Annotated in this window: 19 protein-coding genes; 16 read left to right on the top strand and 3 right to left on the bottom strand. The window is 66.0% G+C overall.

What is annotated here, in order from left to right:
- Window positions 1-26 precede the first annotated feature (26 nt).
- Window positions 27-1,205, top strand: coding sequence for a hypothetical protein (locus tag BRAO375_RS33700; protein ID WP_175345408.1), 1,179 nt, complete (start codon window positions 27-29; stop codon window positions 1,203-1,205).
- A gap of 63 nt (window positions 1,206-1,268) precedes the next feature.
- Here BRAO375_RS33700 and BRAO375_RS33695 read toward each other — a convergent pair whose 3' ends face one another.
- Entirely contained in the window at window positions 1,269-1,898 is a 630-nt protein-coding gene (locus BRAO375_RS33695; protein ID WP_009031893.1) for a TetR/AcrR family transcriptional regulator, read from the bottom strand.
- A 95-nt stretch (window positions 1,899-1,993) separates the two neighbouring features.
- Between BRAO375_RS33695 and BRAO375_RS33690 the strand changes: the two genes are divergently transcribed.
- Together BRAO375_RS33690 and BRAO375_RS33685 are read left to right on the top strand one after the other, a co-directional pair.
- Window positions 1,994-2,683 (top strand): O-methyltransferase, encoded by a 690-nt coding sequence (locus BRAO375_RS33690; protein ID WP_009031892.1) that lies wholly within the window; start codon window positions 1,994-1,996, stop codon window positions 2,681-2,683.
- Between the two features lie 58 nt (window positions 2,684-2,741).
- Window positions 2,742-3,389 carry an aspartate/glutamate racemase family protein gene (locus tag BRAO375_RS33685; RefSeq protein ID WP_009031891.1) on the top strand — a complete coding sequence of 216 codons (648 nt, stop codon included), beginning with the start codon at window positions 2,742-2,744 and terminating at the stop codon, window positions 3,387-3,389.
- Window positions 3,390-3,405: 16 nt separating this feature from the next.
- On the opposite strand, the gene BRAO375_RS33680 is transcribed toward BRAO375_RS33685, so the two are convergent.
- Entirely contained in the window at window positions 3,406-4,764 is a 1,359-nt protein-coding gene (locus BRAO375_RS33680; RefSeq protein ID WP_009031890.1) for an LLM class flavin-dependent oxidoreductase, read from the bottom strand.
- 183 nt (window positions 4,765-4,947) lie between these two features.
- On the opposite strand from BRAO375_RS33680, the gene BRAO375_RS33675 reads away from it, so the two are divergent.
- The 3 genes from BRAO375_RS33675 (at window position 4,948) to BRAO375_RS33665 (ending at window position 8,670) form a co-directional block, all read left to right on the top strand.
- Window positions 4,948-6,612, top strand: a complete 1,665-nt coding sequence (locus BRAO375_RS33675) for a tannase/feruloyl esterase family alpha/beta hydrolase (RefSeq protein WP_009031889.1) — start codon at window positions 4,948-4,950, stop codon at window positions 6,610-6,612.
- A gap of 144 nt (window positions 6,613-6,756) precedes the next feature.
- Window positions 6,757-6,966 carry a hypothetical protein gene (locus BRAO375_RS33670; RefSeq protein ID WP_009031888.1) on the top strand — a complete coding sequence of 70 codons (210 nt, stop codon included), beginning with the start codon at window positions 6,757-6,759 and terminating at the stop codon, window positions 6,964-6,966.
- 111 nt (window positions 6,967-7,077) lie between these two features.
- Window positions 7,078-8,670 (top strand): alpha-amylase family glycosyl hydrolase, encoded by a 1,593-nt coding sequence (locus BRAO375_RS33665; RefSeq protein WP_035643480.1) that lies wholly within the window; start codon window positions 7,078-7,080, stop codon window positions 8,668-8,670.
- A 6-nt stretch (window positions 8,671-8,676) separates the two neighbouring features.
- Here the strand turns inward: BRAO375_RS33665 and BRAO375_RS33660 are convergent, their stop codons facing one another.
- Complete coding sequence (locus tag BRAO375_RS33660) at window positions 8,677-9,096, bottom strand: NUDIX hydrolase (RefSeq protein WP_009031886.1); 420 nt, start codon at window positions 9,094-9,096, stop codon at window positions 8,677-8,679.
- A 257-nt stretch (window positions 9,097-9,353) separates the two neighbouring features.
- On the opposite strand from BRAO375_RS33660, the gene BRAO375_RS33655 reads away from it, so the two are divergent.
- From BRAO375_RS33655 to BRAO375_RS33610, 10 genes are all read left to right on the top strand, one after another.
- Window positions 9,354-9,581, top strand: coding sequence for a hypothetical protein (locus BRAO375_RS33655; protein ID WP_009031885.1), 228 nt, complete (start codon window positions 9,354-9,356; stop codon window positions 9,579-9,581).
- A gap of 306 nt (window positions 9,582-9,887) precedes the next feature.
- Window positions 9,888-11,048 (top strand): transporter substrate-binding domain-containing protein, encoded by a 1,161-nt coding sequence (locus tag BRAO375_RS33650; RefSeq protein ID WP_009031884.1) that lies wholly within the window; start codon window positions 9,888-9,890, stop codon window positions 11,046-11,048.
- Window positions 11,045-11,710 carry an ANTAR domain-containing response regulator gene (locus tag BRAO375_RS33645; protein ID WP_009031883.1) on the top strand — a complete coding sequence of 222 codons (666 nt, stop codon included), beginning with the start codon at window positions 11,045-11,047 and terminating at the stop codon, window positions 11,708-11,710. The genes BRAO375_RS33650 and BRAO375_RS33645 overlap by 4 nt, the downstream gene beginning before the upstream one ends.
- 9 nt (window positions 11,711-11,719) lie before the next feature.
- Window positions 11,720-12,958 carry an urea ABC transporter substrate-binding protein gene (locus BRAO375_RS33640; RefSeq protein ID WP_009031882.1) on the top strand — a complete coding sequence of 413 codons (1,239 nt, stop codon included), beginning with the start codon at window positions 11,720-11,722 and terminating at the stop codon, window positions 12,956-12,958.
- Between the two features lie 92 nt (window positions 12,959-13,050).
- Window positions 13,051-13,923 (top strand): ABC transporter permease subunit, encoded by an 873-nt coding sequence (locus BRAO375_RS33635; protein ID WP_009031881.1) that lies wholly within the window; start codon window positions 13,051-13,053, stop codon window positions 13,921-13,923.
- A gap of 11 nt (window positions 13,924-13,934) precedes the next feature.
- Window positions 13,935-14,999, top strand: a complete 1,065-nt coding sequence (locus BRAO375_RS33630; RefSeq protein ID WP_009031880.1) for a branched-chain amino acid ABC transporter permease — start codon at window positions 13,935-13,937, stop codon at window positions 14,997-14,999.
- Window positions 14,999-15,715 (top strand): ABC transporter ATP-binding protein, encoded by a 717-nt coding sequence (locus BRAO375_RS33625; protein WP_009031879.1) that lies wholly within the window; start codon window positions 14,999-15,001, stop codon window positions 15,713-15,715. The genes BRAO375_RS33630 and BRAO375_RS33625 overlap by 1 nt, the downstream gene beginning before the upstream one ends.
- Window positions 15,708-16,424 carry an ABC transporter ATP-binding protein gene (locus BRAO375_RS33620; RefSeq protein ID WP_009031878.1) on the top strand — a complete coding sequence of 239 codons (717 nt, stop codon included), beginning with the start codon at window positions 15,708-15,710 and terminating at the stop codon, window positions 16,422-16,424. Before BRAO375_RS33625 ends, BRAO375_RS33620 begins: the two co-directional genes overlap by 8 nt.
- Before the next feature lie 34 nt (window positions 16,425-16,458).
- Window positions 16,459-17,448, top strand: coding sequence for an acetamidase/formamidase family protein (locus BRAO375_RS33615; protein ID WP_009031877.1), 990 nt, complete (start codon window positions 16,459-16,461; stop codon window positions 17,446-17,448).
- Between the two features lie 11 nt (window positions 17,449-17,459).
- Window positions 17,460-19,199 carry a nitrilase-related carbon-nitrogen hydrolase gene (locus BRAO375_RS33610; protein ID WP_009031876.1) on the top strand — a complete coding sequence of 580 codons (1,740 nt, stop codon included), beginning with the start codon at window positions 17,460-17,462 and terminating at the stop codon, window positions 19,197-19,199.
- Window positions 19,200-19,746 lie beyond the last annotated feature (547 nt).

Genomic DNA, 19,746 nt, shown 5'->3' with positions numbered 1-19,746 from the left:
GAAACAACAGCTGTCGAAATCGTCAAGTGGCTCCGCAGGCCCGGGTCCAGCAGGATCATCAGCGGCAGACGCGCGAACGGTTACGGCGCGCATGCCCCTCGCTCTCGTCATTGGACATCACACGCGCGCTTCGCGATGCGCGGACAGGAGACGACATGCGCAACTGCGGACGCTTTCTGTCATGGATCGGCGGCAAGGGACCGATTCTTCTCGTTGCTGCCCTCGGCATGGGACTGCTGGTGCCGCCGCTGGGCGAGTTCAGCTATCGGCTTTTACCGCTGTCCGCCTTCCTGCTCACGCTCGGCTCGTTCCTGACGTCCGGCCTTGCGGCGCCGGACAAGAACGGCTCGGGCTGGTTGCTGGGTCTCGCGATCGTCTGGGTCGGACTCGTGCTGCCGCTGAGCGCCGCGGTCCTGCTCGAACGCATGCAGCTTGATCCCGCCCTGCGGATTGGCGTGCTGCTGTCTCTGCTCGCACCGCCGGTCGGCAGCGCCGCGGCCATAGCTGCGATGATCGGACTCAAGCCCCGCCTGGCGCTCGTTGTTTCGCTCACATTGACCCTGGCGGCTCCCATTTCAATACCCGGCTTTGCCGCGCTGCTAGGCCTCGGGGTGAGCTTCGACGTGGGCCGGATCGCCTTTCGGCTTTTCATGATCATCGGCGCGGCGGCCGCGCTCGCCAAGCTCAGCTCCGTCTATCGCGATCGCGTCTCGTCAGTTCTTCCGGACCAGCTCGCGGCAACCGGAGTGGCCGTGCTGGGTCTCGTCATCGTCGGTCTTGCCACCTCCCATGGCGTTGCCGGGCAGTGGATCAGCGATCGCCTTCGCTTCCTCGAAATGCTGGCCGCCGCGGTGATCGTCAATTTCGGACTTTGCCTGCTCACGACCGTGCTGCTTGGGCGGCTTGGCCTGCAGATTGCTGGCACGATCGGCCTCGTCAGCGGCAACCGCAACGTGACCCTCGCCTGGGCCGCCGCCAGCGCCGGCTTGCCGCCTCTGGCCGAAAGCTACGTCGCGACCTGCGTGATCCCGGTGCTCACGCTGCCGCTCATCATCAAGGCGTGCGTGAGCCTGACCGCAAGAGTTCGCGCGATGAGCAGGCCCGCAGTTCATCATGACGTCCGCGTCAGCACACTGCCGGAGGCAGACAATACCGCGCTCGGCCATCGCACGCTCATCAAGACCGAGGCGGTCAGGAACGCGTGACGAGCAGGAGGCTGGCGACAGGATGATGCATCATCGAGAGCAGCTCGGCCGCGAGCGCTTCTGCTACGCGCCGGCCTTCTCCAGATACGCGCAGAACATGTCCGCCATCGCGTCGGCATAGGCCGTGATCTCGGCGCGGCTGCGCGGGGTTTCGGAGAAGTGCTTGCCGACCTGGCCGAGCGTCATCTTGATCAGGTCGGCGGCCCGCGCGCGTTCGGCCGGGCGGGCGCCGGGCAAGGCCTCGCGCATGAAGGCCTGCATGGCGCGGTGGCCGCGCGCCTGGGCCTCTTTTGATTCCGGCGCGTCGCGGTAGAGCGGGGCGGCGTCGTCGAGGGCGCCGCGGATGGCGGCCTCGTCACATTCCGATTGCAGGAAGGCGTGGACCAGTGCGCGCAGCCGGACCGGCGGCGGGCGGCTTTGATCGTCCAGGATGCCGTGCAGCAGCGTCGTGGTCTGCTGCCACTCGTCGCTCTGCAGCCGGAACAGGATCGCGGCCTTGTTGGGGAAGTACTGATACAGCGAGCCGATGCTGACGCCGGCCTTCTCGGCGACGCGCGCGGTGGTGAAGCGCTGCGCGCCTTCGGTCGTCAAAACCTGAACGGCCGCCTGCAGAATGGCCGCGACGAGGTCGGCCGAGCGCGCCTGCTGCGGCTGTTTTCTCGCGGAAATCTGGGCTTTTCGAGCGGAGGCCATGGCGCGGTCCGGAATGCGATTAGCGAATGCGAATGATTAGTCGTATTTTGATCGTGACGCAAACGATCCACCTCCAGGGATAACGGAGAACGTCCATGATCACCCTCACCACGCAACCCGTCGCCCCGCTACTCGACCGCCTGCTGGCCGAGGCCGCACTGCTGCGGCCCGAGACGAGCCCGGTCTTTGCCGGCCTGGCCGAACGCGGCGAGCAGCTGATGCGCAGCAAGTCCGGCCATGTCGAACTCTATTCGCAACTGAAGGACTATCCGCTTCCGGTCTCGCGCGACACCGGGCTGCTGCTCTATATGCTGGCGCGCAGTTTCGAGGCGACATCGATCATCGAGTTCGGCACCTCGTTCGGCATCTCCACGCTGTTTCTGGCCGCGGCGTTGCGCGACAATGGCGGCGGCCGGCTGATCACCACCGAGTTCGAAGCCTCGAAGGTCGCCCGCGCGCGCAAGCATCTCGCCGAAGGCGGCCTGCTCGAACTCGTCGAGATCCGCGAGGGCGACGCGCTGCAGACGCTCGACCGCGATCTTCCCGAGACGATCGATCTCGTGCTGCTCGACGGCGCGAAGCCGTTGTATCGCGACATCCTCGCGCTGCTTGAGAACCGGCTGAGCGCCGGCGCGTTCATCGTCGCCGACAATGCGGATTATAGCGCGGAGTATCTCGCTTACGTCCGTTCGCCGGCGAACGGCTATCTCTCTGTGCCGTTCGGCGACGAAGTCGAGCTGTCGATGCGGATCGGGGAGCCTGAGCACGGCAAAGGCCGGAGTTGACGGACGGGCGGCGATTGGTTCACGAGGAGAGCCCGTCCTCCTTCGCCACCAGGCCTGCATGCCTCGCATCCTCCTGATCAATCCCAACAGCTCGGCGGCGACCACCGCGATGATGGTATCGATTGCGGCGGCCTGCTGTGACGGCCGGGCGGAGGTGGTCGGCGCGACCGCGACGCGGGCGCCGGCCATGATCGTCGATCCCGCGTCGCTCACAGCGTCGGCGGCCGAGGTGGTCGAGATCGGACGGGCGCAGGTCGAGGCTTGTGACGGCATCATCGTCGCCGCGTTCGGCGATCCCGGCGCGGACGAGCTTCGCCGCCTGTGCGCGCGGCCCGTGATCGGGATCGGCGAAGCGTCGATGCAGGCGGCCGGGCAGGGCGGACGGCGCTTCGGTGTCGCAACCGTGACGCCGGCGCTGGTTGCCAGCATCGCGGATCTTGCCGAAGGGCTGAAGCTGTCGGCTCAGTTCACCGGGACGCGTCTCACGCCGGGCGACCCGGCTGCGCTCGCGGCCGATCCGGCGCGGCTCGCTGCTGCGCTGGCCGACGCCACGCGCGCCTGCATCTCAGACGGCGCCGAAGCCGTGATCATCGGCGGCGGGCCGCTGGCCGAGGCCGCCGATCGACTGCAGCCGCAGTTCGCCGTGCCGATCGTCAAGCCGATCGCAGCCGCGGTGACGCAGCTGTTGCAACGGCTGGCCACCTGAGCGGCGCGAGCCAAGCCTACGGCCGATAGCCTGCCGCCGGATGCGGCGCCGCGAGCCGCGCGCGGCCGAACATCTTCTCGCGCAACGTGCCCGGCTGATAGTCCTTCTTGTAGCGGCCGCGCCGCGTCAGTTCCGGCACCAGCATGTCGGCGACATCGGCAAAACTCTCCGGCGACAGCGCGAAGGCGAGGTTGAGGCCGTCGACGCCGGTCTGCTCAACCCAGCTCTCGATCAGATCGGCCACCTTCGCTGGCGACCCGACGAACACCGGACCGATGCCGCCGATGCCGACATGCTCGGCGACCTCGCGGACGGTCCACACCCGATCCGGATCGGCGCGGGTGACGTTGTCCATGGCGCTGCGGCCGGCATCGTTCAGGACGTGGCGGACCTGCTGGTCGAGCTCATAGGTCGAGAAGTCGACGCCGGTCCAGCCGGACATCAAGGTCAGCGACGCCTCGTGGTCGATGTAGCGGCGATAGTCGGCGAACTTAGCCTCGGCCTCCGCGTCGGTCTCGCCGAGCACGACGGTGGCGATGCTGAAGATCACGATGTCGCTCCCCGCACGGCCGGCCTCGACGGCCGCCTGGCGGATCGCGGCGACGCGCGGCGCGATGATCTTGGCCGACGGGCCGGACATGAACACGCATTCGGCGTGGCGGCCGGCGAACACGCGGCCGCGCGGCGAGGTGCCGGCCTGGTACAGCACCGGCGTCCGCTGCGGCGACGGCTCGCAGAGATGGATGGCGTCGAGCTGGTAGTTCTCGCCGTGATGGCTGACGCGGTGGACCTTTGCCGGATCGGTGAAGATGCCGCTGGCGCGGTCGCGCTTCACGGCGTCATCCTCCCAGCTGCCCTCCCAGAGCTTGTAGACCACTTCCATGTATTCGTCGGCAACGTCGTAGCGGTCGTCGTGGCCGCTCTGGCGCTCCTTGCCCATGCCGCGCGCGGCGTTGTCGAGATAGCCGGTGACGATGTTCCAGCCGATGCGGCCGTCGGTGAGATGATCGAGCGTCGACATGCGCCGCGCGAACGGGTAGGGCGGCTCGTAGGACAGGGTGCAGGTGACGCCGAAGCCGAGATGCTCGGTCACGGCGGCCATCGCCGAGATCAGCATCAGGGGATCGTTGACCGGCACCTGGATGGCGTGGCGCAGCGCCGCGTCCGGATTGCCGCCGTAGACGTCATAGACGCCCAGCACGTCGGCGAGGAACAGGCCGTCGAAGCGGCCGCGCTCCAAGGTCTTGGCGAGGTCGAGCCAATAGGGCAGGCGGTTGTAGCCGGAGGAGCGGTCGCGCGGATGCCGCCACAGCCCGGGCGACTGGTGCCCGACGCAGTTCATCGCAAACGCATTCAACCGGATGTCCGCAGCCATGATGTCCCTCGATCGTGTCGTGCCGACAGATGACATGCTTCGGCGGACGTTTTCAATTGCGCGCGCGCGCACGGCCGCTTGCGGCGGGCGCAGGCTTGGCTATGGTCTGACACGATCAAGCGCGCCGCGACGCAATGATGGCGCGTGCCGGGCCTCGGCCCGGAGGATGGGAGGACGACACTGATGCAGATCCGGATGATCGCGCTGGCCGCCATGTTGCTGTCGTCGTCGGCGATGACAGCGGCGCAGGCAGAGGATTTCAAGGCGAGCTGCGCCGCGCTGGCGCAGGGCTTCGCCGGCAGCGGCCGCGTGGTCACGGCGGAATTCGTCGCGGCCGGCGGCGTGCAGCTGGCGCCGCCCGCTCCCGCGGGTGTCACCAGTCCGGCGCCGGATCACTGCCTGATCCGCGGCAAGATCAACGAGCGCACCGGGATCGACGGCAAGCCCTACGCGATCGGCTACGAGCTGCGATTGCCCGCGACGTGGAATGGCAAGTTCGTCTTCCAAGGCGGCGGCGGCGTCGATGGCGTGCTGCGCCCGGCGCTCGGCCTGCTCACCGGCGCGACGCCTCCGAATGCGCTCTCGAACGGTTATGCGGCGGCGTCGACCGATTCCGGCCATCTCGAGGAGCCCGGTCCGCTGGGGCCCTATCAGTTCGGCCTCGATCCGCAGGCGCGGCGCGACAAGGGCTACGGCTCGATTCCGCCGGTGGCGGAAGCGGCGAAGGCGGCGGCGGAAAAGATCTACGGCAACGCGCCACGCCGCTCTTATTTCGCGGGTTGCTCCAATGGCGGCCGTCAGGCGATGGCGGTGACGCAGCGCTTTCCCGAGCTGTTCGACGGCGTCATCGCCGGCGCGCCGGCCTATCGCGTGCCGCTCGCCGGCATCGACGTGATCGTGCAGGAGCAGGCGTTGCTGGCGATCGCGCCCCCGGGACCTGACGGCAAGGCCGACGTCGGCAGTGCGTTGACCGATGAGGACCTGAAGCTGGTAGCTGATGGCGTGACCGCGGCCTGCGACGGCGCTGACGGCGCCAAGGATGGCATGGTCCAGGACGTCATGGCCTGCCGGTTCGATCCGGCGGTGCTCGCCTGCAAGGACGGCGAGAGCGGTCACTGCCTGTCCGCGCCCAAGCTGAAGGCCATCAAGCTGATGTTCGACGGCAGCCGCAATGCGATGGGCGGGCTGATCTATTCCCGCTGGCCCTACGACCCCGGCCTCGCCGCGCCGGGCTGGCGCGCCTGGAAGCTCGGCACGCCGAAGTCCAGCCCGCCGAATGCGCGCAATCTGACGCTGATCGCCGGCGGCGTGCCGTATGATTTCATGAGCCCGCCGGAGACGCCCACCGATCTCGTCGCCTGGGTGCGCAATTTCGACATCGACCGCGACGTGCCCAAGGTGATGAAGGGCGCCGGCGGCTTCGACGCCGGCATGGAGTATGAGGCGGCGACCTCGACCGATCTCGACAAGTTCAAGGCGAAGGGCGGCAAGATGCTGTTCTATCACGGCACGGCGGATCCGATCTTCTCCGCACTGGATACGATCGACTATGTCGACCAGTTGAAGAAGAAGTACGGCGACACGGATGCGTTCGCGCGGCTGTTCCTGGTTCCCGGCATGAATCATTGCGGCGGCGGACCCGCGACGGATCAGTTCGATCTGCTCACCGCGCTGGACCATTGGGTGGAAGGCAAGGCGGCCGCGCCGGAGACGATCCGCGCCACCGCGCGGCGCGCGCCCGACGTGCCCTGGCCGGGGCGCACGCGCGATCTCTGCGCGTTCCCGAAGGTTCAGACCTACAAGGGCAGTGGCAGCCTCGAGGATGCGGCCAATTTCGAGTGCCGTTGAGCAGGTCGTGCGCGCAGATCGAACGGCGCGCACGATCGGTTGATGAGAACTTGACGCGACAGGCTGGAGCCCCGATCTACCGGCCAGCGCCGGCCTGTCCCGCAGCGTCGCGGCTCCCCTCATCAGCCCTCACATCGTTCCCTTATGGTTGCCGTCAAGACGCGAGCCTTCACCATCCTGTACGAGTTCGAACATGCCCAGACCGAGCTGATCGGCAAGTGCGTGGCCCTGAGCGATGGCAAGGCCGGAACCGTGGAGCAGGTGTATCTCGACGAGCTGCACGGCCTGCGCATCACGATCAGCGGTCACGACGGCCGCTGGCCGGTGTCGACCATCAAATTCGCGGAGCGCTGAGCGGCGAACGCCGGACGCGTTTGGAACCTTCAAACGATTGTGCGGATTGGTTGCATGTCGCACGTCTCCATGCGGCGCAGCTCATCCTTCCCGCAGGTCGCCCATCCCACGATGTCCGAGGAGACGAAACAGCCCGACAGTTCCTGGTGGCGCGATGCCGTGATCTACGAGATCGCGCCGATCTCGTTCCAGGACAGCGACGGTGACGGCAAGGGCGACCTTCCAGGGCTGCTGTCGCGCATCGATCATCTGCAATGGCTCGGCGTCGATGCGGTCTGGCTGACGCCGATCTACCCGTCGCCGTTTCGCGATTTCGGCTACGACATCTCCGATTATTGCGCGATCGATCCCGGCTTCGGCAGCTTGGCGGATTTCGATCAGCTCGTCTCGCGGCTGCATCAGTCCGGCATGAGGCTGATCATCGATCTCGTGCCCAACCACACCGCCGATGATCATGCCTGGTTCAGGGAGAGCGCCTCCAGCCGCGACAATGCGAAAGCCGATTGGTACCTCTGGGCCGATCCGGCCGACAATGGCGGGCCGCCGACCAACTGGATCAGCCGCTTTGGCGGCAGCGCCTGGGAATGGTGCGAGGCGCGCCGGCAATACTACTACCATTCGTTCCTGGTCGAGCAGCCCGATCTCAACTGGCGCAATCCGCAAGTGAGGGCCGCGATCGCCGACGTCATGCGCTTCTGGCTCAGGCGCGGCGTTGACGGCTTCCGCGTCGACGCCAGCGCCGTGCTGATCAAGGACGAGCTGCTGCGCGACAATCCGGCCGATCCCGACGCCGAGGGCAAACCGCCGCCGCAGCGGCAGCGACCGGTCTTCACCGACGACCGGCCCGAGGCGATGCACTGCATCGAGTTTTTACGCGCTGTCGTGGACGAGTTCGGCGGCCGGCTGCTGTGCGGCGAGGTGCAGGGCAAGACCGATCGCATCGGGCACTTCTACAGCAATGACGAACCGCGGCTGCATCTGCCGCTGAACTTCGCGCTGCTCGATTCGGAATGGACCGCGCATGCGCTGCAGGCCACGATCGACGCATACTACAATGCGATCCCCGCCGGAGCCTGGCCGGTCTGGGTGATCGGCGGACACGACAAGCCGCGCGCCGCGAGCAAGCTCGGCGCGGCGCAGGCGCGCGTGCTGGCGATGCTGCTGCTGACGCTGCGGGGAACGCCGTTCTTCTTCATGGGCGACGAGCTCGGCATGACGCAGGCGTCGATCCCCGCCGACCGGGTCGTCGACCCCTTCGAGAAGCTGGTCGGCGGCTACGGCCTCGGCCGCGATCCCGAACGGGTACCGCTGCGCTGGGACGACAGCCCGCACGGCGGATTCACCGATGGCGAGCCGTGGCTGCCGCAGGGCGATCCCGCCAACAACGTTGCCCGGCTGAAGGACGAGCCGACCTCATTGCTGCATCTCTATCGTGCGTTGGTGGCGTTGCGCCGGCGGACGCCGTGCCTGACGCAGGGCGACTACCAGCCGCTCCGATCGCGCAACGATATTCTTGCCTTCCGGCGAACGCTGGGGCGCAACACCATTCTCGTTCTGCTCAACATCACGCACGAGCCGCGGAGATGGCCAGGGGACGAGCAGGGCGAATGCCTGCTGTCGACCGATCCCGGCCGTCGCCGCGGCGCCATCAGCGGCCCTATCCAGTTGCGGGCCGACGAGGGCGTTATCATCGCGCTCGCGTGATCTATCTCAGCGCTGCTCGGCGTGCCGGCTGGCAAAGCTCTCGATCAGCCGTCGCAGCTTGGCCCGGTGCACGCGACGCGCGGCTTCCGCGGCTGGCAGCCAGATCAGCTTGCGCTGGCCGCGCTCGGGATACCGTCCGTGCTGCTTCTTGACCTTCAGCGGATACAGATCGACGTCGCACAGGATTTTGCGCTTGCCCTTGCGCTTGCTGTGCTTGAAGCGGCCGAGCGGCTGCCGGCCGATCTTGCCGCGCAGGCCAGCCTCTTCAAACGCCTCGATCGCGGCGACCCGGTGCGGGCCCTTGCGCAGCATCGGCGAGCCCTTCGGCACCGACCAGCGCTGCTTTCGCCGCGTGGTGATCAGCAGGATGCTGAGCTGCGCGGCCTCGATCCGAAAGGGCAGCGCGGCGAATTGCTTGTTCTTCATGGGACCCCCTTTCCTGGCCCGGATTGAACCTGACATCGTCTTGATTGGTTCCTCAGCGCCCTCCGGCAAAACCTGCATCGTCCTATCAAATGATACGTGAGAGGGACGCCGCAGCGGCTAGCATCGGCGTTCTCCGGCGCGCCCCCCCGAGCCCCGCCGACGGCCTAATTCGCCGCCGATTCACTTATGTTGATGCGCGATGCGAGCCCTTATTTAGGGTTGCTGACGCGCACCAATGAAACCGGATGCAATCTCGCATGGAAGAAGAAGTTCAGAAGAAACGGCGCCGGCGCGTCAAGCAGACGATGACATTGACGGAGCGGTTGCTACGCGCGGCGCGCGAGGCGCGCGACATGGCCAAACGCCTGCCGCCTGGGATCGAGCAGGCGAGGCAGCTGCGGCGCGCCCGAGAGGCCGAGGCGATCGTCGAACTCGATCGCTTCCTGACGGCTCCGGCGCGCAGCACACCGCCGCGACGGCCCTGACGTCGCCGCCAAGCAGGCGGCCAAGTAGTCCGATGTCCGCCGGCCGTGGCGCCAGGATAGAATGTCGCAGCTGCATCATTTTGCTGCATGCGGGCAAGATTTGATGCAGGCATCGCTGCAACAACGCGCTTGACAGGATAGGCGTTTCAAGAGACCGTAATGTCCACGCGTTGGGCACAGCGGCCCTGAGACGCGACACGATCAAACCATTTCCAACACCGCGCTGATCTCAAGCGTGTTTGGTTGGTGGCGAGGGCGCCCTCGGCTTGACAGCCGACGGGCGCTTTTTTGTTTTTGGGACGCGGGATGATACGGACGACGTTTCGCATCGGGGTGATGTTCTCGACGACCGGCTCGTACAGCGTGGTCGCGCGCTCGATGCTCAATGGCGCCCAGCTCGCGCTGGCCGAGATCAACGCCGCGGAGGGCCCGATCGCGTTGGAGCCGGTCGTGGTCAATCCGGCCGGCGACCTCGCGCAATATCGCACGCTGGCGCGCGACCTGCTGGGCGCAGGCATTCGCCAGGTGGTGGGCTGCTACACCTCGTCGAGCCGCAAGGAGGTCATTCCCTGCTTCGAGAAGTTCGACGGGCTGCTCTGGTATCCCTCGCACTACGAAGGCTTCGAGAGCTCCGACAACGTCATCTACACCGGCGCGGCACCGAACCAGCACGTGCTGCCGCTGGTCGACTACCTCGCCTCGCGGGTCGGCAAGCGCGCCTTCTGCGTCGGCTCCAACTACATCTGGGCCTGGGAGAACAACCGCATCTTCCGCGAGGCGCTGACCGCGCGCGGCGGCACGGTGCTGGCCGAGCGCTATCTGACGGTCGGCGACACCGAGTTCGACCAGGTGATCGCCGCGATCCTCGAGCAGCGTCCGGACTTCGTCTTCAACAACCTGATCGGCACCAGTGCCTACGCGTTCTTCCGGGCCTTCCGCGCCGCCTGCTGCGCCGCTGGCATCGACCAGGCGAACGAGATCCCGGTGGCCAGTTGTACGCTGTCCGAGCCGGAGCTGCAGGAGATCGGCACGGAGGCGGTCGATGGCCATCTGTCGTCGAGCGTGTATTTCTCCTCTCTGAGCTCACCGGAGAATGCCGCCTTCATGCAGGCCTATACGGCCGCGTTTCCCGACGGTCCGGTGGTCTCGGCCGACGCGGAAGCCTCGTACATCGCCGTGAAGCTGCTCGCCGCGACCTTGGCTCAGGCCGGCAGCGACGAGTCGCGGCTGGTGCGCTGCGCCGTCGCCAACCAGCGCCTGCTGGCGCCGCAGGGCGAAGTCCGGATCGATCCCCAGACCTATCATGCCTGGCTCACGCCGCGGATCGGCCGCTCCTCGACGGATGGGCAATTCGAGTTGCTCCTCGAAGCGCGGCAACCGATCGCGCCCGATCCGTATCTCGTGCAGTCGTCGCCACGCTTCGCGACATCCATGCGTCCACCGCTGCTCCGAATGGTGAAGTCATGACCTTCCGATTGCTGCAGAACTTCAAGGGTGGCCGCGCGCTGGTGATCACACGGCGGGCGGGCTGGGAGACGACGCTGGAGACGACGCTCGCCAAGCTCGGCGTCGCCTGCGAGTACCCTGAGATCATCGAGGGCCGCGCGCAGCTCGACGTCGGCGCCTTGCTGCCCGAGCGCGACATTCTGTTCGTCGACGGCGATCTCGAAGGCGCCGTCGCACTCGAAGTGAACCCTGCATCCAGGCTGCCGCCGGTGCCGGTGATCGGCCTCGTCGGCGTCGAGGCGCCGAGCCGCCTGAAGGCCCTCGTCAATCTCGGCGCCACCTCGTTCCTGCGCAAGCCGGTGCATGGCGGCGCCGTCTACACGGCGCTGTTCCTTGGCATCAACCAGTTTCTGCTGCGCACCGACATGTACGAGAAGCTGCAGGACCTGGAGAGCCGCCGCCGTGGACGCCGCGCCGTGATCCGCGCCGTCGTCCTGCTGATGCAGGAGACCGGTCTCAACGACGACGATGCCTATTCCGCGCTTCGCCGCGACAGCATGCGGGCGCGGCAAAGTCTGGAGCTCTATTGCGAGGAGTTCCTGAGAAGGCGGGCGAGGCCGCCCGATACGCCTGAACGCACGGCCAGCATCGCGCTGGACGGCGGCAACAAGCAAGCGATGTAGGAGCATCACATGACCAGATCTGGATTGCGAGGGCTGCGCGCCGCGGCCCTTACGGGGACGCTTGTCCTTGCGTCAGGCGCATTTGCAGCCGAAAACCCGATCAAGCTCGGCGTGCTGGAGGATCAGTCCGGCGACTTCGCCGCCGCGACGATCGGCAAAGTCCATGCCATTCAGCTGGCGGCCGAGGAGATCAACAAGGCCGGCGGCATCATGGGCCGTCCCCTGGAGCTCGTGACCTACGACACCCAGTCGGACAACACGCGCTATCAGGAGTTCATGCGTCGCGTGCTGCAGCGGGACAAGGTCGACGTCGTGTTCGCCGGCTTCTCCTCGGCCTCGCGCGAGGCCTACCGGCCGATCGTCGACCAGTTCAACGGCTTCGCCTTCTACAACAACCAGTATGAAGGCGGCGTCTGCGACGGCCACATGGTCGTGACCGGCGCGGTGCCCGAGCAGCAGTTTTCGACGCTCATCCCCTACATGATGCAGACCTACGGCAAGAAGGTCTACACGCTCGCCGCCGACTACAATTTCGGCCAGATCTCGGCCGAGTGGGTGCGCAAGATCGTCAAGGAGAACGGCGGCGAGATGGCCGGCGAGGAGTTCATCCCGCTCGGCGTGTCGCAGTTCTCGCAGAGCATCCAGAACATCCAGAAGGCCAAGCCCGACTTCGTCGTGACCCTGCTGGTCGGCACCGCGCAGGCCTCGTACTACGAACAGGCGGCGTCGGCCAACGTCAACTTGCCGATGGCCTCCTCGGTCAACGTCGGCCAGGGCTATGAGCACAAGCGCTTCAAGCCGCCGAGCCTGAAGGACATGTACGTCACCACCAACTACATCGAGGAAATCGATACGCCGAAGAGCAAGGAATTCCTCGCCAAGTTCAAGGCCAAGTTCCCGAACGAACCCTATGTCAACCAGGAGGCCGAGAACTCCTATCTTGCGCTCTATCTCTACAAGCAGATGGTGGAGCGGGCGAAGTCGACCAACCGCGACGAGATACGCAAGGTGATCGCGATGGGCGACGTCTGCATGGAGGCGCCGGAAGGCAAGGTCTGCATCGACCCCAAGAGCCAGCACATGTCGCACACGATCTACCTCGCTAAGGTCGGCGCCGACCACTCGATCTCCTTCCCGAAGGTCTGGGAGGACATCAAGCCGTATTGGCTCGGCGAGGCCGGCTGTGACCTGACCAAGAAGGATCCGATGGCGCAGTACACGCCGTCGAACCCGCCGCCGAAGCCCTGATCGGCGGCCGCGGCCGCTCCGGCGTCCCCTCACGCCGGAGCGGCCCGCTGTCTCACACCCTCGCGCATCCGACCCCCACATCGATCGAAGACATGGACATCGCAACCCTGGCATTTTCTGCGCTCTACCAGTTCGGCGACGCGTTCGCCTTCCTGGTGCTCTCGGCCTGCGGGCTCGCGGTGATCTTCGGCATGATGGGCGTGATCAATCTCGCCCATGGCGAGTTCATCATGTGCGGCGCCTATGTCACCGCGGCCACCGTGCATGCCGGCCTGCCGCTGCCGCTCGGCATTCTCTGCGGCACCTTGGCCTCGGCCTTCGTCGGCGTGCTCGTCGAACTGCTCGTGATCCGCCATCTCTATGAACGCCCGCTCGACACCATCGTCGCGACCTGGGGCCTCAGCCTGATCGCGACGCAGGGCACCCTGATCCTAGTCGGATCGACGATGGCCGGCGTCGGCACGCCGTTCGGCAGCTTCCAGGTCGGCGCCTATTCCTATTCGATCTACCGCATCGTGCTGTTCGTTGCTGCGCTCGCCGTGCTGGCCGCGCTCTATGCGCTGTTCAACTGGACCCGTTTCGGCGTGCTCGCCCGCGCCACCATCCAGGTGCCGCACATGGCGGCTGCGCTCGGCGTCGACACCCGCCTGATCTACAGCCTGACCTTCGCCTGCGGGGCAGGACTCGCGGGCCTCGCCGGTGGGCTCTATGCGCCGACCATGACCCTGGTGCCGACCATGGGCGCGACCTTCATCATGGAGGCGTTCGTCACCGTCGTCATCGGCGGCGCCGATGTGTTCCTCGGCACCGCGCCGGCCGGTGGCATCCTCGCCATCGTGAAATCCGGCATGACGTCCTGGCAGGGCCAGCTGTTCGGCCAGATCGGCCTTCTGATCGCCGTCATCATCGTCGTCCGGGTGCTGCCGAAGGGCATCTCCGGTTTCGTGCTGCGCGAGCGGACCTGAGGAGCGCCGCGATGACCGGTTTGGTGTCCTTGTTCCGCCGTCTCGAAGGACCGCAGACGCTCGGCCGCGGGCCTGCGTTCTGGGCGCTGTTCGCGCTCGTGCTCGCCGGCGCGCTGGCCTATCCGCTGTTCAGCGACGGCTACACCGTCGGCAACACCGTCTACTTCTTCGTCTGGGTGTTCATCGCGCTCAGCCTCAGCCTGATCTGGGGCTATGGCGGCTCGCTGTCGTTTGGCCAGACCGCCTTCTTCGGCATCGCCGGCTATGGCTACGGCATCCTCACCATCAATTTCGGCGCGGCCTACGGCTTCACCTGGATCGCGCTGCTGCTCGCCATCGGCATGGCGGCGCTGGTCGCCGCGCTGCTCGGCTATTTCATGTTCTTCGGCCGCATCGCCGGCGTGTTCCTCGGCATCGTCACGCTCGCGGTGACCCTGATGCTCGAGCGCTTCATGGCGCAGACGGCCGGCCCCGAATGGCGCATCGGTGCGGCACGGCTGAACGGCTTCAACGGCATGAGCGCGATGCCGCCGCTGACCATCCCCTGGTTCGGCGGGCCGATTCCGCTGTTCGCCGATGTCGGGCTGTACTACGTCGTGCTCGCCATGCTCGTGCTGGTCTATCTCGGCTTGCGCATCCTGATGAATTCGTCGTTCGGCAACGTGATCGTTGCCATCCGGGAAAATCCCGAGCGCGCGGAAATGCTCGGCTACGACATCCGCAAATATCAGCTGATCACCTTTGTCATCGGCGCCGCTCTCGCTGGCCTCTCCGGCGTGCTCTACACGGTGTGGGGCCAGTACATCACGCCCTCCAGCATGGGCATGACGGCTGCATCGCTGCCGTTGATCTGGGTCGCCGTCGGCGGCCGCAGCGATCTCACGGCAACGGTCATCGGCACGCTTGTGGTGCTGTCCGGCTTCCAGGCGCTGACGATCTACGGCAGCCAATATGCGCTGGTGTTCATGGGTGTGCTGCTGGTGCTGACCGTGCTGATCGCGCCCAATGGCCTCGTGCTCGGGGTCATCAAGGGGATCACCAAGCTCGTCACACGGCGCAAGCAGGAGGCCGCGTGATGGCGCTTCTGCAACTGCGCGACGTCAACAAGCATTTCGGCGGCCTGCACGTGACGAACTCCGTCAATCTCGTCTTGGAGCAGGGTGAGATCCACTGCCTGATCGGACCGAACGGCGCCGGCAAGAGCACCTTGTTCCGGCTGATCCTCGGCGAGCATCATCCCGGCAGCGGCCAGATCTATTTCGCTGGCGAGGACATCACCACGCTGAAATCCTTTGCCCGTATCCGCCGCGGGCTGTCGGTCAAGTTCCAGGTGCCCGGCGTGTTCAAGGGCCTGTCGGTGCGGCAGAACCTGGAGATCGCGCTGCAGAGCCGGCTGCATGGCGCCGCGCTCGACAAAGAGATCGATCGCCTGCTCGCCTTCCTCAACCTCGAAGCCGAGCAGGCGCAGCTCGCCGGCAATCTCAGCCATGGCCAGAAGCAATGGCTCGAGATCGGCATGGCGATCGCGCTGAAGCCGCGGCTCCTGCTGCTCGACGAGCCGACCGCCGGCATGTCGCCGGAGGAGACCCACATGACCGGCGAGATGGTGCGGCGGCTGAACGCCGCCGGGATGACCGTGCTCGCGATCGAGCACGACATGGCGTTCGTGCGCCAGGTCGCGCAGCGCGTCACCGTGCTGCATCTCGGCCAGGTGTTCGCGCAGGGCTCGATCGACGAGATCGTGGCCGATGAGCGGGTCGCGGCGATCTATCTGGGGCAGGCGCATGCGTAAGGAAGTCATCCTCACCACCGTCGGGCTTCGCGCTGGCTATGGCGGCAAGCCGGTGCTGCAAGGCCTGGAGATCGAGGTCCGCGAAGGCGAGATCGTCGCCGTCATCGGCCGCAATGGCGTCGGCAAGTCGACGCTGATGAAGAGCCTGATCGGGCTGGTGCCGGCAATGAGCGGCTCGATCGTCTATCGCGGCGAGGCCGTCGAGCACCTTCCGGCGCACAAGCGGGCCCGGCTCGGCATGGGCTATGTGCCGCAGGGCCGCGACGTGTTTCCGCGGCTGACGGTCGGCGAGAACATCGCGGTCGGCGCTGCCATCAAGGGCGGCGGCATTCCGGAGGAGGGGCGGCAGCGCGTCATCGGTGCGTTTCCGATCCTCAGGGAGCGCTGGAGCCAGCGCGCCGGCACGATGTCCGGCGGCCAGCAGCAGCAGCTCGCGATCGGCCGCGTGCTGATCGCCGATCCCAACCTGATCCTGCTCGACGAGCCTTCGGAGGGCATCCAGCCCAACATCGTCCAGGACATCGCCCGCAACATGGTCGAGCTCAACCGCAGGACCGGCGTTACCATCATCCTGGTCGAGCAGAACCTCGACATGATCCGCGCCATGGCGCAGCGCGCCTACGTCATGGACAAGGGCCGCATCACCGCGAGCCTGGAGCGTGAGGCGCTCGATGACGCCGCCGAGATGCGGCGCCACCTCGCAGTCTGAAGAAACGTGAACAACGAGCACAAGGAGAACGAGCATGGCCTGGCAGTCGGAATCGATCATGGCCCGCAGGGGCGTCGCCAAGGGCGCGCGCGGCGCGCATCACACCATCACCGAGAAGGACCAGGGCAAGTATCACTACGTCTACGGTCCCTATGTCGAGCCGGTGCTGACGATCGATCCCGGCGCCGTGGTCTCCGCCGAGACGCACGACGCCTTCGAGGGCGCAATCAAGCACGAGACCGACAGCCCGTCCAAGATCCTGAACTTCCCGTTCCTCAATCCGCAGAACGGTCCGATCTACGTCAACGGCGCCGAGAAGGGCGATACGCTGGCGGTGTACATCGAAAGCATCGTCCCGCGCGGGCCGCAGCCGCGCGGCACCACCGTGATCATGCCGGAGTTCGGCGGACTGGTCGGAACGGGGAACACGGCGTTGTTGAATCCGGCGCTGCCCGAACGCGTGAAGAAGCTCGAGATCACGGCCGAGAAGGGCACGGTCTGGAACGACAAGATCACGCTGCCCTATGAGCCGTTCATCGGCACCATCGGCACCTCGCCGGAGATCGAGGCGATTTCCTCGCTCGTGCCCGACTACTACGGCGGCAACATGGACCTGCCGGATGTCGGCACCGGCGCGATCATCTATCTTCCGGTCAACACCAAGGGGGCGCTGCTCTATCTCGGGGACTGTCACGCCGCGCAAGGCGACGGCGAATTGTGCGGCGTCGCGATCGAGCATCCGACCGTCACGACGGTGCAGGTCGATTTGATCAAGGGCTGGAGCATCGCCTGGCCCAGGCTGGAGACGAATGATTTCATCATGACCATCGGCTCGGCCCGGCCGATGGAGGACGCGGCGCGTATCGCCTATCGCGAGCTGTGCCGCTGGATGGCCGCCGATTACGGCTTCGACGAGATCGACGCCTACATGCTGCTGACGCAGGCCGGCCGCGTCCGGCTTGGCAACATGGTCGATCCGAAATACACGCTCGGCGCCGCCATCAAGAAGCACTTCCTGGTCTGAGGCCGCCGACGATGCCGATGACGTACAAGGCCGCCACCGTCCAGTTCGAGCCGTCACTGGGCGAAAAGGAGCGCAATATCGAAGGCCTGCTCGCGCTGTGCGAGCAGGCGGCGTCGTCGGGCGCGAAGCTGATCGTGACGCCGGAGATGGGGACGACAGGCTATTGCTGGTACGACCGCGCGGAAGTGGCGCCGTATGTCGAGAAGGTGCCGGGCTCGACCACGCACCGCTTCGCGGCACTGGCCAGACGGCACAATTGCTACATCGTCATCGGCATGCCCGAGGTCGATGACGACGACATCTACACCAACAGCGCCGTGCTGATCGGCCCCGACGGCGTGGTCGGCCGGCACCGCAAGACGCATCCCTACATCGCCGAGCCGAAATGGGCGTCCGCCGGCGACCTGCAGCACCAGGTGTTCGAGACGCCGATCGGCCGCATCGCGCTGCTGATCTGCATGGACATCCATTTCGTCGAGACGGCGCGGCTGATGGCGCTCGGCGGCGCCGACATCATCTGCCACATCTCGAACTGGCTCGCCGAGCGGACGCCGGCGCCGTACTGGATCAGCCGCGCCTTCGAGAACTCCTGCTACGTGATCGAGAGCAACCGCTGGGGACTGGAGCGCACCGTGCAGTTCTCCGGCGGCAGCTGCGTCATCGCGCCTGATGGCAGCCTGCCGGCCGTGATCGACAAGGGCGACGGCGTTGCCTTCGCCGAGATCGATCTCGCATGGGCTCGGGCACGCAAGGTGCTCGGCGAGCCGGTGTTCGCGCAGCGCCGGCCGGAGCTCTATCCTGAGCTGCTCACCAATACCTACAGCTGGAACCCGCGCGATTTCTTCGGCCTGTACGGCCACGAACCGTGGCCGGTGGGCAAACGCTCCCGCGTCAGCGTGGCGCAGTTCGCGCCGAGCGCCGACGTCGCGGCCAATCTCGCCCGTATGGCCGAACTGACGGCTGCGGCGAAGGGAGAGGGCGCCGAGCTGGTAGTCTTCCCGGAACTTGCGGCAACGGGGCTGACCGATCCGGCCGAAGCCGCCGAGCCGGTCCCCGGCCGCATCACAGGGGCGCTGACCGAGATCGCCGCGGGGCAGGGGCTGACGCTGGTCTGCGGCCTTGCAGAACGAGACGGGAACACCATCTATAATTCAGCCGTCCTGGTCACGCCCGACGGTAAAATCACCACCTACCGCAAGACGCATCTCACGACGGCCGAGCGCAGCTGGGCCACGGCGGGAGACGAATGGACGGTCGTCGATACCCCGATGGGTCGGATCGGCATCCTGATCGGCCACGATGCGGCGTTTCCAGAGGCGGGCCGGGTGCTCGCCTTGCGCGGTTGCGATCTGATCGTGTGTCCCTCGGCGGTGAAGGGCACCTTCAGTGCGGCGCACGCCGGGACCGAGGTCGCGCAGCCGTCACCGATCCCGACCGGGGCTGATGCGCATCACTGGCATCACTTCCGTGTTCGCGGCGGTGAGAACAACGCCTACTTCGCATTCGCGAATGTGTGCGACGCCTCGAATGAGGATCGCGGGCTCAGCGGCGTGTTCGGTCCGGATACGTTTGCGTTTCCGCGCCGCGAGGCGATTGTCGATCGCGGTGAGGGGATTGCGACGCTCGAGATCGACACCAGCAATCTCGACAGCGTCTATCCGACCAACGTCGCGCGGCGAAAAGATCTCGTCTGCATGCGCATGCCGCACTCGTATCGTGCGCTGGTGCAATCGAAGGCGAGCAATTTCTGAGCTTGCGCGCGCGGTCCGTTCCAAAATGGAACGGATGCGGCATGTGACGGCGCGCAAAGCGGGGTGCGAGGACGCTGTCCACATTTCTTCACAGCCGTCGCAAAAAGTTCTTGCACGGGATGCGGCATCGCACTATCTCACCACCACGCCAGCCGGACATCACTGATGACTGAGGCCCCCGAACTTCCGGGACCAACGTTGTTTTCCTTGATGTTTCTTCTTCCGACTGGCTCTTGAGTTTTTCTTCAGAAAAGCTCTTGACGGTCTCGAAAAATCAGCTATTTGAAGCGCCCCGGCAACGGAGACTTCGACGGCGAAAGAGACCGAAGAAGGTGCACTAATTAGTTCGGAGCGACTGAGTTCGCGAACTAACAAGTGCGGGCTGTTTGACAAGTGAAGATGAAGAAAGAGAAACGTGGACGGCGGAGTCCTTGCGGGTCTCGGGATTGAGAGCTTCGGCTTTTGGTTCTGGGATCGGACGAGAAGACTTCGGCGGACAATGTTTCAAAGGTAACACCATGGTCTTTGCGCTGTGAAGCGCGGGATC

The sequence above is a fragment of the Bradyrhizobium sp. ORS 375 genome (genome assembly GCF_000239775.1).
Classification (GTDB): Bacteria; Pseudomonadota; Alphaproteobacteria; order Rhizobiales; family Xanthobacteraceae; genus Bradyrhizobium.
The sequence above is the reverse complement of the archived record's forward strand: the minus strand, read 5'-3'. Positions and strand labels throughout refer to the sequence as shown.